Source organism: Exiguobacterium sp. R-39 (assembly GCF_049942815.1).
Classification (GTDB): domain Bacteria; phylum Bacillota; class Bacilli; order Exiguobacteriales; family Exiguobacteriaceae; genus Exiguobacterium_A.
In genome coordinates, this window is record NZ_CP187965.1 from 1,537,393 (window position 1) to 1,549,948 (window position 12,556).

The window sequence follows — 12,556 nt, forward strand, 5'->3', positions numbered from 1 at the left end:
GGGAGGAAATAAAATGGCTTTTGAAGAGGTGTATTTGACGGCAATTCAAGCACGGTTCCGGGCCGTCCGCGAACCGGCAGAGCAGGCACTCGGCTGGCTGAATGAGGAACAGTTCCGTCAGACACTGGCACCCGACACGAACAGCGTGGCACTGTTGATTCAGCATATGGCGAACAATATGACATCACGTTGGACCGATTTTTTAACGACGGACGGAGAAAAGTCGGACCGCAACCGGGACGCCGAGTTTGTCGACCAGGGTCATGACAAAGGGACCTTGCTGACACTGTGGAACGACGGCTGGCAACTCGTCGAATCAACGCTTGCTTCCTTGACACCGGACGATCTGGAACGAACTGTTTTGATCCGCGGAGAACCGCATCTCGTCGTCGACGCGATTGAACGGCAACTTGCGCATTATGCCTATCACACCGGACAGCTGATTTTTTTAATGAAGATCCTGCTCGGACCGGACTTTAAACCATTGACAATTCCCTTGCCGCATCAACGGCATTGAACGAAACAGACCTGCCTCTTTTTACGAAGAGACAGGTCTGTTTTCATAGTGTACGTGCACTTGGGGTACCGAAGGATTTAGTTGATAATGAAATCGTAAAAGCATGCTCGCCCTTTTTAAGTTTGATGCCTTCAGGAGAATGGATACCAGCTAATGATCTTCCGACCATGGACTCATGAATGGTCGACTTTTCTAACATCAACAGGTCATATTCAGATGCGTGGAATGATTGGTTCTGAAACTCGACACCCATCATCAAGAATTTTTTAAAATCATTTGATTCTTCGGACCACTCATTCATCGTATCCTCAAGCTCATATCTGTAGGACCGGTAGCCTTTTGCGCGATCAGACTGTTGACTGAGTTTCAGTGATTTTCCGTCATATTGACCGGGTTTGATGGTCTCGGAAAACCAGATTTTCTGCTTACCCGACGCGAAATGCTCGATTCCGGTCAGGTAAAGGGGTTGATCCGTTTGACCGGTCATGACATAGGTCGCGCTATTTACAAAGGCAACTGCCGGTTCTTTGGACTCAACTAATTTAAGTGTCAACGGCAGTTCCGTTGATTTGATGACTTTTTTCGGACCGGTTTCTTCTGCGGTGCAACCGGCAAGTAAAAGTGCCGATAGTGAACAGACAAGCAGTTGTTTCAACATCCACGTCACGTCCTTCATCTGTAAGTATATTCAGTGTAAGGGGAATGGATGATATTTACAATCTGATTAGGTGTCACAGGAAGGACGGATTTATATGAAAAAACGTTTTATTCTCTTATTGTCGCTCGGACTGTTCGGCTGTTCGGCGACTTGGAATCAAGAACCGGCGGAGTCGACAGCTGCCAAAAAATTTCTGTATGTCGCTCCGACCGGCAAGGATACGAATGCCGGTTCGCTTAAGCAACCGCTGAAAACGCTGAAACGGGCCAGTCAGCTTGCGAAAGCCGGGACAACGGTCTATCTGCGTAAAGGAACATATCCGGAAGCGTTAACCGTCAAGTACAGCGGGACGAAGCACGCACCGGTCGTCTTCCGGAACTATCAAAAGGAGAAAGTGGTGTTAAGTGGGAAGACGCTGAAGCAGAAAGACGGGGACACAGCACTCGTCCGGATCGAAAATCGACAGTACGTGACGATTCAAGGACTGGTGGTCGCCGACATTGCGACGAAACGAACCGATGAGACACCGATCGGAATTTTTGTTACAGGAACCGGACGGAACATTCAATTGATCGACAACCAGGTCCGGCGAATTCAAACCCATGCGAAAGACGGCAACGCCCACGGGATTGCAATCTATGGAACCGGTCGTTTGAAGCAGATCACTGTCCGGGGTAACCGGGTCGAAGATAACCGGCTCGGGGCCAGCGAAGCCTTGGTGCTGAATGGTAACATCAACGGTTTTTCCGTCACGGACAACACTGTTCGACGGAACGATAACATCGGCATCGACTTAATTGGATATGAAGGGGTCGCAACGAATCCGGCAGAAGATTATGCACGGAGCGGGACGATTGTCGGGAATCACGTTTCCGACAGTTCAAGTTACGGAAATCCGGTCTATGGCAAGGAGTACAATGCAGCCGGTATTTACGTCGACGGCGGCAAACAGCTGACAATCGAAAACAATACCGTCGAGCGGAATGATATCGGCATCGAAGTAACGAGTGAACATGCGGGGAAATACGCAGAACAAGTCACGGTCCGCGGCAATCTGGTCAAACAAAATCGCTTTACCGGCATATCGATCGGCGGATACGACAAGAAGCGTGGTGGAACGAAACAGGTCCGGATTACGGCCAATCAAGTCACTGGCAATGATATGAAAGGCCTGGAAGGGGGACAACTGCTGGTCCAACACGATGTCCGCGATAACCGGATCGACCACAATACGTTTACGACGGGGCAAGACAATCTGTTTGTCGCCCACTTCTTTAAGACGAGCTCCGGGAATCAATTCGAACAGAACACCTATCGCTTGGCTAAAGGAACAGCGAAGCGTTGGATTTGGCAGGATCAAGAATACCGTACTCAAACCGCTTTTGAGCGGGCAGTCATACGATGAATGAAAAACAGACGTCATTCTTCTCCTTGAGGGAAGGTGACGTCTGTTTGTTTACCGGACTCGTATTTTTTTAAGCGTTGTAGCCGACGAACAGTGCGAAAAGCATTAAACAGGCTGAACCGATGATACAGGTCAGGCAGATGACGGTCGTAAAAATACACAACGGCAACGGCAAGCTGACCTGTCTTTTCCAGACGACATACACGACGACGGCACTCGCCATCATCAGTAAAGCCAAAATCGAGAACGGTAACGCCCGTTCCTGAAGTAAATAAAAAATATCCAATGTCGCACGCCCTTTCTTTCGGGTTCCGATTCACAAGGGCTGTCCCCTGCAAAATCGGACTCCGTTACGTTATACTAATTATTGTAACATATGGATGAATCACCCAACATGGAATCAGAGAAAGAAGGGGAGACGATTGGCTCAATCATTACGCAGATCAGCGACAGACCGCTCGATCCAGGGAGTGTGCGGCGGACTCGCGGAACACTTCGGTATTTCGTCACTGGCCGTCCGTCTGATTTTTATAGTGATTCCACTTCCGATCAATTTAATCATTTACATGATTCTCGCTAACGCGATGGCGGATGCACCAAGAACATTGTAAAAAATGAACAAGAGGGGGCATGACGATGACAAACGGAAAGATTGCACTTCGTGTGTTAGGTGTTCTGATTGGCGCAATCGTCGGGTTACTGATTGTTTACGAAGCGAAAGGGACGTTTGATGTCAGTGTCCTGCTCGGATTCGTAGCCGGGGCTCTGATTTTTGCCCTGATCAACATCATCTGGGTACGCGTCAGAAGATCTTAAACGGCAGGGGGAATAGACATGACTTACTTAATTTGTTCGACGTGCGGGGTTCAGATGGATGAGAACATAACACAGGACGACATCTGTCCGATTTGCACCGATGAACGTCAGTATGTGAATCCAAACGGTCAATCGTGGACGACACTTCCGGATCTGATTTCGTCCGGGATGTATCAAACGACCGTAACAGAAGAACAACCGGGACTTTCGAGTCTCGTCACGACACCAAAGTTCGGGATCGGGCAGACGGCTTATCTCGTTGCCGGGACAAAACGGATTCTTTGGGACTGCATCACCTATCTCGATCAGGCGGTCATCGAGAAAGTGGGACAGCTCGATGCGATGGCCTTGTCGCATCCGCACTATTACGCGACCCAGGTCGAGTGGGCGGAAACGTTTGAAATTCCGCTGTACATTCATGAAGCGGACAAGGAATGGGTGACACGTCCGAGTGAGCGGATTGTCTTTTGGTCCGGTGACCGTTTGGAGTTGGCTGACGATGTAGTGTTACACCGGATCGGCGGCCATTTTGACGGGGCGACCGTGCTCGAATGGACGACAGGGGACGAAGGACGCGGGATTTTACTGACCGGGGATATTGTCCGTGTCGTCGCCGATCAGGCGTGGGTCAGCTTCATGTACAGTTATCCGAATTTGATTCCGTTACCGGCAATGACCGTCGCTGAGATGGCGTCTGCTCTAAAAGACGTCCGCTTTAATCAAATCTACGATGCGTTCATAAAATCGTCGTAACGGATGCCAATGCTGCTGTCGCCCGTTCGGCAAGCCGCTATATCGAGGCGTTGAACGGACACGTCAAGGCACGTGAACGGCGATAATTCTTGGCCTATATGAAGCACATCTGCCGGTCCGCGACTTACAGCGGTCCATCGCGTTTTATACGGGACTCGGATTGAAGCTTGATCACATCGTGGATGAAAAAATCGCCTTTCTTTGGATTGTTGAAGAGCAAAGTTGGCTTGGTCTCTGGCAAGCGGACCAAGTCGATATGCCGTATCATCCGTCGATCCGGCATATCGCCTTTCACGTCTCACTCGACGGCTTGCGTGAGTCGGTCCATTGGCTGACGGAGCGTGGTTATACGCCAAGCAAGGCATTTGGTTTTGAAGGGACGGAACCTTTCGTCATGCCGATTGCCCAGCATGCTCATGCGAAGATCCATTTTAACGATCCGGACGGCAACAGTCTCGAGTTCATCACGAAGCTCAACAATCCGCTCGGCGCACAAGATTACATGTACTTAAGCGAATGGGAACGATTATTGAACGAGCAAGGTTATACCTTGAAATAAGCAAAACCTCTTCGATTTACAATAAAATCGAAGAGGTTTTTTTGGTGTTAGAGCGACCGTAGATGCTTTTTAGTCCGGTAGATGATCGAGAAAATCGCTACAATCAACAGAACTTCAAGGACGGCGAATCCGATCATCACCGAAGCAGTCACAGGATGTGTCATCTCTTGTACGATATTTGGGATTAAAAACAAGGACAGCATCGAGATCAGTAAAAACAGTAGGGTGATCCAATACGTTTGGAGTTTCTTTTCTAAGTAGCGTTTGGTCGAGCTTGTATCCGTAAACAATTCAAAGGATTCTTCGGTACCGGCTTTCCGGTAGTATGCCCAAAAAGGATTGGCATGAACGATTTCGACACCTGTTTCTTCTAAAAAAGCGAAATACTCAGAACGGTTTGGCCGTTGAGTAATCATTTCATTCCGGTACGTATAGACCGTATCCTCCCGTTCAAACGTGTAGACGAACGGAGAAAACTTCGTCAGTTGCCAGCCTTTACGACTCATCTCATTGACCCAGCGTTCTTCCGTTTCATCATTTAGGTAAAGTTTGAATTTTTTCATCAGTTGCTCCTTTAAGTAAGTCGTTAGCATGCTGTAATACTTGCGACAGACGAGCCCGTTCTGCCAAACATACTTCATAGCCGGATTTTGTTAAACCATAAATTTTCTGGCGACCGGCTTCTTCGACAATTTTGATCCAACCTTTTTCAAGTAAATTTTTTAAGACCCCATACATCGTGCCTGGCCCCATTCGGACGCGCCCGTCTGTTAATTGTTCAATTTGTTGCATCATCGCGTATCCGTGTTTCGGTGTCGTCAACGAAAGCAAAACATAATACGTACTCTCGGTCAAAACTGATGTATCGTTCCTCAATGTATCGCCTCCCGATATAAATGATACATGATTGGAAATAAGTTGTAAAGCATGAAAAAATAATCCCAAAAAAGACCTCTTTTGAGAAAGGGGTCAATGTTTTTCTTAAATTGAGCAGATTGATGTGAAGCGGAAATGGGACTTGTTATGATGAGGGGCAGATAAAATCGTTTTTCCACAAAATAGTTTTGTTACTAAATGGATGAAATTTGAAATGATGCCCTGAAGGAGATTAACTACATGACGACACCCCAATTAACAAACACGACACTCGCTTCTCCTGATATTCTGGAGGCCCTGACCAACAATGTCGCAATGATCCGTTTTGATACGCAACGCCGGGTCGTTGATGTCAACGACTTGTTTGCCAAGACCATGAAGTACAAACGCGACGAGATGATTGGTATGCACCACCATCTGTTTTGCCGAGCGGACTTTGTGAACAGTGAGGCATATCAAAAATTATGGAACAAACTACTGGCCGGTTTCAGCTCGGCTGATAAAATCGAACGGATTGACGCCCGCGGCGACTCGATATGGCTTGAAGCAACTTATATGCCGATTTATGAAGCAAACCAAGTCGTCGGCGTCGTCAAGATAGCTTCTGATGTCACGGACCGGCAAGAAACCATCCAAGAGTATGCGACGTCCTTTGCCGGCATCGCAATGGATCTTGATGACCGTTCCATGCAAGGCAAACAGGAGAGCCGTCAACTGAAACAAACGATCGAGAAGATGGCGGACGATGCCAAAGAAAATTTACGGACACTCGCGAATCTGCAGGAACAGTCTTCCGAGATCACAAAGATTACCGGGACGATCAAAGAGATTGCGGCGCAGACGAACTTACTGTCGTTGAACGCCTCGATTGAAGCAGCACGCGCCGGTGAGCATGGAAGCGGCTTTAACGTCGTTGCGACGGAAGTCCGTAATCTCTCGAAGCTTGTTGAACTGGCTGTCGTCAACGTCCGAAATACGACGGAACAGATGAACAAGGAGCTGGAGCGGATTCAACAGGGCATCACGCGGGCAAACGCTGATGCCTCGTCGAGTGTTTCCGTCATGGAAGAGACGTTGCAACGGTTTGAGACCGTCAGTGAGTCGGCCCATGAACTCAACGAAACGGCAAAGAAATTTACGACGGTCATTTAAATAAAAGAGTCATGCCCTATGCTTGGACATGACTTACGATTGAAGACGAAGTGGCTTTTCTCTTTATCGAGAAGGACCGCTTTTTTGTCGTTTTCCTGAGACATACGTTGATCCATTAAGTTGTTTAAGTGGAAGACTCTTAGATGTCTTGAGATAACCGAATCATATCGGTACACCGGATCCCGTTTTCTATAATGTCCTGTTCATAGTGCCGTAAGAAGAAGTTCGGGTCGACTCCAATAATACGAAATCCACATTTTTGATAAAGGGCCAACTGGCCAATACTTGAATTTCCTGTCCCGATTTCGATGGTTGTATATCCCATCGCTTTAGCGGTTTCGATGGCATGTTGTAAGAGCATTTTTCCAACGCCGCTTCCTTGAGACTTCTCGTCTACTGCAATATTTACGATTTCGATTGTGTGCGGTCTTGTGGGTAGAAGAACATGCACACCGATCAGTTGATTCCTTATTTCGGCTACGAAACAACGACCTCTTTTTAAATATTCTGCGACTATTTTCTGAGACGGATCCGCTAATAGCAAAAGCTCCATCGGCGGCTTCTCATGAGCTGACAGTTGACGGATGGTGATCTCCATAGATGCACACTCCTCACGGTTAGTTTTGATGGACTTGTTCTTCTATTCTTTGTTCCCGTTTCTTCATTTCGACAACTTAAAGTCATATCTTCCCTGAAACAAGATCTGACTTTTTTTGACGCGTTCACCTGATCCGGACGAATGCAGTACATACTACAAAAACGATCCCGCAGCCGCAGAAGAAAAGAATCTGTTCGAGACGAATCTCAAACGACAGTGTGAGGGACAGGGCAGCGTAAGACAATGGAACCAGACCGTTTGACGCGGCATTGACAAGGCTCATGACCCGGCCCATCATCTGTGGTCGTGTCGTCGTTTGAATCGTCGTCAAAATGAGGACATTGATGATGGAGGAGATGCCTCCCATTGTCAGCAACAGCAGAACGCCTTGCCAGACGTGTCCGATTTGTCCGAGTAATACAAGACCGACTCCAAGCAGACCAATCAGCGATAGCAACAGGCGAAAAGATTGATTGATTAGGTTGCTGAAGCCGATCCAGGCGGCACCAAGCAGCATGCCGAGCTGATACGCGCCTTGGAGATAACTGAGGTCCAGGGCTTGACCTCCTAAAACCCGATCGACGAGTAACGGAATCCCCATCAGCAACGGACCAAAAAAGAAAAAGTTGATGATAATCAGCAGGAAGAGGATCCGTTTTAAGTATGGGTCGGCAAACACATAATGAAATCCTTGAGCAAGTTCAATCCGGGCAGATGTCCGAGTCGGATTGTCGATGGGATGTTCGCGAATGAAAAAGGTACCGAGCGATGCGAGCAAAAGAAACAGTGCAATCGTCAAAAATATGAAGTGGAACGATGAGAAGGTCAGCAGTACGCCGCCAAGCAACGGTCCGGAGAACAAGGCCATCTGATTGGAGGTTTGAAGAATTGAGTTGGCCCGCGTCAGATCTTCTTTTGAAACGAGAAGGGGCAACAGGGACGCACTGGCAGGGGAGAAAAAGGCATCGATGCAACCGAACGTAAACGCAAATAATGCAAGCGGAACAATCGTCAACAGCTCGAAGTGATAGACGGACAGCAACAGCAGAACAAAGGTAAATCGCAGCAGACTGGAATAGCGTAAAATGATCGATTTGTTGAACCGATCAGCAATGACACCGCCAAACACCATTAAAAAAATCCGCGGCAACAACGTCAACATCAAGACGAGACCTAAATACGCATCCAGTTTCAAGACGCGGAGGATATACCACTGCTCGGCAAATAAGTAGGTCGATAAGGCGAGGAAGGAACAGGTACTGGCGAGCCAAAGTGCTCGGAACGAACGATTCCGCAAGAGCGGGTGATGTGGTTTTTGCTCAGTTGCCTGCATGTCCTCCCTCCTCGTCCGCTTGAACTAACGGTGCATCAATCTCAAACGCCGTCGCCATCACGTAATACAATTTTTTATCTGTCTCATCCGTTGATGCATCGTGTTCGACTTCCTGCAACAGTTCCCGGTACCGTTTCGTAAACGTCAAGAATTGCTCAGGTGAAAGTCGAAGTTCTTGTTGGAACGACAGGCTTTCCCAGTCCTCTACGTCAGAGGAACGCGGGGCAAACGAGCGGTCAGGCGCCGTCAAGACACGTGTTTTCGCCCGGTCGAGGACCTCGACATAAGACTGGCGTGTCGCTTGTTTCGTCTCGACAAGATTCAGGAGATGATCAGCCGGAATGAATCCGCGGGCGACGGCCTGATAAAACTTCAATACATTTCCGCCTCGGATTTCTTCCTCGACGAGTTGAATCAACTGATACTTTTCGAGTTCACGCAGATGATACAAAATCTTTGCCCGTGAGACGTCAAGTTTTTGTGCCAATTGCTGGCCGGTATGTGGCTGTTCAATCAGATGCATCAGCATTTTTGTCCGCATCGGATCACTGATGACTTTGAGTTGTTCGTACTGTTCGAGAATCAAAATCGCCTGCTGTTCCATTATTAACACTCCTTTTTATTAACCGGTTAACTTTTATTAACTGTAAAGCTAGTATACCTGAATGATTGACAAAATAAACCATTTTTTTAAAAGAAGGATTTGTTCAGTTAAAACAGAACGTTAAACAAAGAACAGATTCTGAACTTACAGAGGAGTGATTCATATGAACCAAGCTCAAGAAATTCAAATCCAGACCGTAATCCAACGTCCGGTCGCCGAAGTCTGGACGTATTGGACGGAACCGGAACACATCAAAGCATGGAATGCGGCATCGGATGATTGGCATACGACGGAAGCGACGAATGATGTTCAGGCGGGGGGCCGTTTTTCCAGCCACATGGCAGCCAAAGACGGCAGTATGGGGTTTGACTTCTCTGGTGCCTACCAGGAAGTCATCTTATATGAAAAACTTGCCTATACGCTCGACGACGGACGGCATGTAACGGTACAGTTTACGGCGAACGGGGAGGAAACGGAAGTCGTGGAAACATTCGAGGCGGAGTCGGTGAATCCTCCGGAAATGCAACAGGCCGGTTGGCAGGCCATCCTTGACCGGTTCAAGGTTTACGCGGAACAACAGTGAATACGATCAGACAGCAAACAGCCCGTCCAATCTGGAACGGGCTTTTCTCATGTTCAGTTGTTGACTTGAATGATGCGGAAAGACAGGGATCCATCATCCCGGACGACGCTGTAACCAAGTCGCCCGTTCGTGAAGACCGGTTTTGAATATTCGCCTTCCTGGTCCGTCAACGGGACGACGGTTCCATTCGACAGGTCCGTATACAGAAGTTGATTGCGTTCTTCCCGGAAGACGATGTGATCCGGTGTCAGGAAACAAAAACCATCAAGGATGAAATACGGTTCCGGCGTCTTGTAACGATAGGACGTATGATTCGACACATGTGCTTGAAATCCCGCAGACCCTTCCGCTCCCGTAGCCAGATAATGCTGTCCATAGGCGAAATCAAACGGCATCGTCGTCTTTTTGATTGCTTTTCCGGAAAGCGTCGTATAGGCGGTCGTTTTTTCATCTGCTTTGTATGTTGTTTGATCAAGAAGAATTCCCGCATCACCGTCCCGTATGTACTGGGCATAGTCGCCGCTTCGGGTTTCTGATTCCTTCACTGTCAGCGTTTTTTGTGTCGTGACATACCCGGTCGCTGCATCATATTTCTGGACGAGTGACTGGGTCTTATCTTTCTGATTGATATGTTTGATCCAGGAGACATGTGCCGACGTGGCTTGCAAATCCGGATAAAAACGAGACGGTTCTGTTCCGTGGTCAAGTTGTTGAAGCGACCCGGTTGCTAAATCCATCACGTCGAGCGTCCAGTTGCTGTTTTTTCCGTTGTCCTGATAACGGATCCAGTACAGTTGTCGTCCGACGCCGACCAACTTATAGATGGTTTGGTTCGTTGAATAGAGTTTTTTCAGGTGCCGATCCGTCAGCGAGTAACGGAAAACCGAACTGCTTTTTTCGCTTGAGGCATAAAAGTACACGGCCGCTTCATCGATATAGCTTGGACCGGACAGGTAAGGGTAACGTTGATAGACATCTGTTAAGTCGTAATTCGTACTTGGTCCAAGTGTCGAAAAACCCTCACTGCGGATTAATTCTGTTGGTGCCGGTACCGGCTGAATTGATTCCGTCTTTGGCTGACTGCATCCGGCAAGCAGCAGGACAAGGCTGAATAAGCTGAGTTTTAAAAAATAAGGCATATCGGAAAACTCCCGTTCTGTTTTAAGAAAATGAAAACTCTATTAGTGTATAGGGAAATAAATCCATTCCCCTAAAAAAGAAGTGGGACTTACAAAAATGTAAGATAATTTTCTAACTATAAATATTCTGAATATTCGTTTAGTAACTGAAAGACCGGGAATATATATCTAAAAGATACTATCTAAAAGATATAGGAGCGACTTATGCCAAAAGAAAACATGACCCGGTATGCGATTTTAGGTTTACTGGCAAGCGGCTGTACGTCAGGCTACGAAATGAAACATACGATTGATACGAGTCTCAATCACTTTTGGAAGATCAGCTTCGGACAGGTCTATCCGATGCTGAAAACGTTGGTGCAGGAAGGATTGATCGTCGAAGAAACCGGAGAGGGGGATGACCGGAAGACGTTTGTTCTGACACCGGACGGCGAGGCGGAACTCGGACGCTGGGTCGAGGAGCCGACGACCGAACTTCCGGTCCAGCGGAATGAACTGTTGCTGAAACTCTATTTTGCCCGGCATGAATCAAAGGAGATGACGATTCAAAAAATCGACCAGCATGCTGCTCTGCTCCGGGAGCGATTGGAGACATACCAGATGATTGAACAATCGATTTTGGCCTACAAAGAAGCGGATGACGCCATGTATTGGCTGCTGACGCTTGATTACGGCAAACGCAAGACACAAGCACTGCTGGAATGGTGTGAAGCGTCCGTTCAGACACTCGAAGGAGGAACATCATCATGAAACGCGTGATCGCGACACCAAATGAAGACATCGTCGTATTCATCATCGGCTTACGGATCAACCGTCTGCGATCGGTCCGGAAATGGTGGCCGACCGTCCAGGCGATGACACCGATGATTGAGGAATGTTATGAGCAGCAGGTTGGTTTATTGTCGCATGAGATGCTCGTCGGTTGGCGGTCGGTTACGTTGATTCAGTATTGGCATTCCTCCGACGCTCTGATTGCCTATTCGCACGGTAACCGTCACCTGACCGCATGGAAAAAGTTTAATCAGTCGTCGCGGGCGAGTAACGCCGTCGGGATTTTCCATGAGACGTTTGAAATCAGCAACTACGAGACGATGTATGTTAATCTGCCGACACGGGGACTGGCAAAAGCGGTCGGAGAAAGTACGATTCAGAAACATCAGGAACAGGCGAAGGACCGGCTGGCCGAACGGAAACCGGTGTCGACACGTGAATAACGAAAGTAGGGAGCGGACTCCAATGATCCGCTCCCTTGCTGTATGTATTACTGTTCTACCCGGACTAATGTTTCTCCGCAATTTTGACAAATCGAATTCATCGTCTCGGTACACTCTTTGCAGAATGTACAGTTGTGCGAACAGTGATACGTTTCCTGACCGTCTTCAAATGTCTCCGCACAGCGGGTGCAATTTGTTGCCTGCATGTCTTTCACCTCACTTATTTTTGATCTGTCTTTATTGTACGAAAGAAGAACGTGACCAGGCAGATAATTTTCCTTGTTTTTCAGTAGCTTCACCTGAAAATGAATGGTAATTTTAAGATATGTCTTCATAATTTTAGGAGGGT

Annotated in this window: 18 protein-coding genes and 1 pseudogene; 10 read left to right on the forward strand and 9 right to left on the reverse strand. The window is 47.8% G+C overall.

Features of this window, described 5'->3' with window-relative positions:
• Positions 1–13 precede the first annotated feature (13 nt).
• Positions 14–517: a DUF1572 family protein gene (locus ACP26N_RS08105; protein ID WP_426355370.1), complete on the forward strand. Its 504-nt coding sequence runs from the start codon at positions 14–16 to the stop codon at positions 515–517.
• Between the two features lie 43 nt (positions 518–560).
• Here ACP26N_RS08105 and ACP26N_RS08110 read toward each other — a convergent pair whose 3' ends face one another.
• Entirely contained in the window at positions 561–1,175 is a 615-nt protein-coding gene (locus tag ACP26N_RS08110) for a hypothetical protein (RefSeq protein WP_426355371.1), read from the reverse strand.
• Positions 1,176–1,269: 94 nt separating this feature from the next.
• Between ACP26N_RS08110 and ACP26N_RS08115 the strand changes: the two genes are divergently transcribed.
• Positions 1,270–2,580, forward strand: coding sequence for a right-handed parallel beta-helix repeat-containing protein (locus ACP26N_RS08115; RefSeq protein WP_426355372.1), 1,311 nt, complete (start codon positions 1,270–1,272; stop codon positions 2,578–2,580).
• 70 nt (positions 2,581–2,650) lie between these two features.
• Here ACP26N_RS08115 and ACP26N_RS08120 read toward each other — a convergent pair whose 3' ends face one another.
• A complete protein-coding gene (locus ACP26N_RS08120) occupies positions 2,651–2,866 on the reverse strand; it encodes a hypothetical protein (protein ID WP_426355373.1) in 216 nt (71 codons plus the stop codon).
• Positions 2,867–3,002: 136 nt separating this feature from the next.
• On the opposite strand from ACP26N_RS08120, the gene ACP26N_RS08125 reads away from it, so the two are divergent.
• The 4 genes and pseudogenes from ACP26N_RS08125 to ACP26N_RS08140 all read left to right on the forward strand — a co-directional run bounded on the left by ACP26N_RS08125 (position 3,003) and on the right by ACP26N_RS08140 (position 4,708).
• On the forward strand, positions 3,003–3,191 hold the full coding sequence (locus ACP26N_RS08125; protein WP_012370394.1) for a PspC domain-containing protein: 189 nt from the start codon (positions 3,003–3,005) through the stop codon (positions 3,189–3,191).
• Between the two features lie 25 nt (positions 3,192–3,216).
• Positions 3,217–3,396 carry a hypothetical protein gene (locus ACP26N_RS08130; protein ID WP_426355374.1) on the forward strand — a complete coding sequence of 60 codons (180 nt, stop codon included), beginning with the start codon at positions 3,217–3,219 and terminating at the stop codon, positions 3,394–3,396.
• An 18-nt stretch (positions 3,397–3,414) separates the two neighbouring features.
• Positions 3,415–4,235, forward strand: a pseudogene (locus tag ACP26N_RS08135) (hypothetical protein).
• Positions 4,232–4,708: a VOC family protein gene (locus ACP26N_RS08140; RefSeq protein WP_426355400.1), complete on the forward strand. Its 477-nt coding sequence runs from the start codon at positions 4,232–4,234 to the stop codon at positions 4,706–4,708. Before ACP26N_RS08135 ends, ACP26N_RS08140 begins: the two are co-directional and overlap by 4 nt.
• A 47-nt stretch (positions 4,709–4,755) precedes the next feature.
• On the opposite strand, the gene ACP26N_RS08145 is transcribed toward ACP26N_RS08140, so the two are convergent.
• Both ACP26N_RS08145 and ACP26N_RS08150 read right to left on the reverse strand, forming a co-directional pair.
• A complete protein-coding gene (locus ACP26N_RS08145) occupies positions 4,756–5,271 on the reverse strand; it encodes a DUF2812 domain-containing protein (protein WP_165871621.1) in 516 nt (171 codons plus the stop codon).
• Positions 5,243–5,584 (reverse strand): PadR family transcriptional regulator, encoded by a 342-nt coding sequence (locus tag ACP26N_RS08150; protein WP_207904755.1) that lies wholly within the window; start codon positions 5,582–5,584, stop codon positions 5,243–5,245. Before ACP26N_RS08150 ends, ACP26N_RS08145 begins: the two co-directional genes overlap by 29 nt.
• Positions 5,585–5,824: 240 nt before the next feature.
• Between ACP26N_RS08150 and ACP26N_RS08155 the strand changes: the two genes are divergently transcribed.
• The gene (locus tag ACP26N_RS08155) at positions 5,825–6,736 is read left to right on the forward strand and encodes a methyl-accepting chemotaxis protein (RefSeq protein WP_131972700.1); all 912 of its coding nucleotides are present in this window, start codon (positions 5,825–5,827) and stop codon (positions 6,734–6,736) included.
• A gap of 139 nt (positions 6,737–6,875) precedes the next feature.
• Here ACP26N_RS08155 and ACP26N_RS08160 read toward each other — a convergent pair whose 3' ends face one another.
• The 3 genes from ACP26N_RS08160 to ACP26N_RS08170 all read right to left on the reverse strand — a co-directional run bounded on the left by ACP26N_RS08160 (position 6,876) and on the right by ACP26N_RS08170 (position 9,271).
• On the reverse strand, positions 6,876–7,328 hold the full coding sequence (locus ACP26N_RS08160) for a GNAT family N-acetyltransferase (protein ID WP_426355401.1): 453 nt from the start codon (positions 7,326–7,328) through the stop codon (positions 6,876–6,878).
• 130 nt (positions 7,329–7,458) lie between these two features.
• Positions 7,459–8,667, reverse strand: coding sequence for an MFS transporter (locus ACP26N_RS08165; protein WP_426353472.1), 1,209 nt, complete (start codon positions 8,665–8,667; stop codon positions 7,459–7,461).
• Complete coding sequence (locus ACP26N_RS08170) at positions 8,654–9,271, reverse strand: ArsR/SmtB family transcription factor (protein ID WP_114595801.1); 618 nt, start codon at positions 9,269–9,271, stop codon at positions 8,654–8,656. Before ACP26N_RS08170 ends, ACP26N_RS08165 begins: the two co-directional genes overlap by 14 nt.
• A 163-nt stretch (positions 9,272–9,434) precedes the next feature.
• Here ACP26N_RS08170 and ACP26N_RS08175 point away from each other — a divergent pair, with 163 nt between their 5' ends.
• On the forward strand, positions 9,435–9,854 hold the full coding sequence (locus ACP26N_RS08175; protein ID WP_426353474.1) for an SRPBCC domain-containing protein: 420 nt from the start codon (positions 9,435–9,437) through the stop codon (positions 9,852–9,854).
• Between the two features lie 53 nt (positions 9,855–9,907).
• Here the strand turns inward: ACP26N_RS08175 and ACP26N_RS08180 are convergent, their stop codons facing one another.
• Positions 9,908–10,993 carry a hypothetical protein gene (locus tag ACP26N_RS08180; RefSeq protein ID WP_426353476.1) on the reverse strand — a complete coding sequence of 362 codons (1,086 nt, stop codon included), beginning with the start codon at positions 10,991–10,993 and terminating at the stop codon, positions 9,908–9,910.
• Positions 10,994–11,197: 204 nt separating this feature from the next.
• Here ACP26N_RS08180 and ACP26N_RS08185 point away from each other — a divergent pair, with 204 nt between their 5' ends.
• Together ACP26N_RS08185 and ACP26N_RS08190 are read left to right on the forward strand one after the other, a co-directional pair.
• Positions 11,198–11,743, forward strand: coding sequence for a PadR family transcriptional regulator (locus ACP26N_RS08185; protein ID WP_131972695.1), 546 nt, complete (start codon positions 11,198–11,200; stop codon positions 11,741–11,743).
• Entirely contained in the window at positions 11,740–12,207 is a 468-nt protein-coding gene (locus ACP26N_RS08190; RefSeq protein WP_426353478.1) for a DUF4188 domain-containing protein, read from the forward strand. Before ACP26N_RS08185 ends, ACP26N_RS08190 begins: the two co-directional genes overlap by 4 nt.
• A 47-nt stretch (positions 12,208–12,254) precedes the next feature.
• Here ACP26N_RS08190 and ACP26N_RS08195 read toward each other — a convergent pair whose 3' ends face one another.
• A complete protein-coding gene (locus ACP26N_RS08195; RefSeq protein WP_426355403.1) occupies positions 12,255–12,542 on the reverse strand; it encodes a DUF1272 domain-containing protein in 288 nt (95 codons plus the stop codon).
• Between the last annotated feature and the right edge of the window lie 14 nt (positions 12,543–12,556).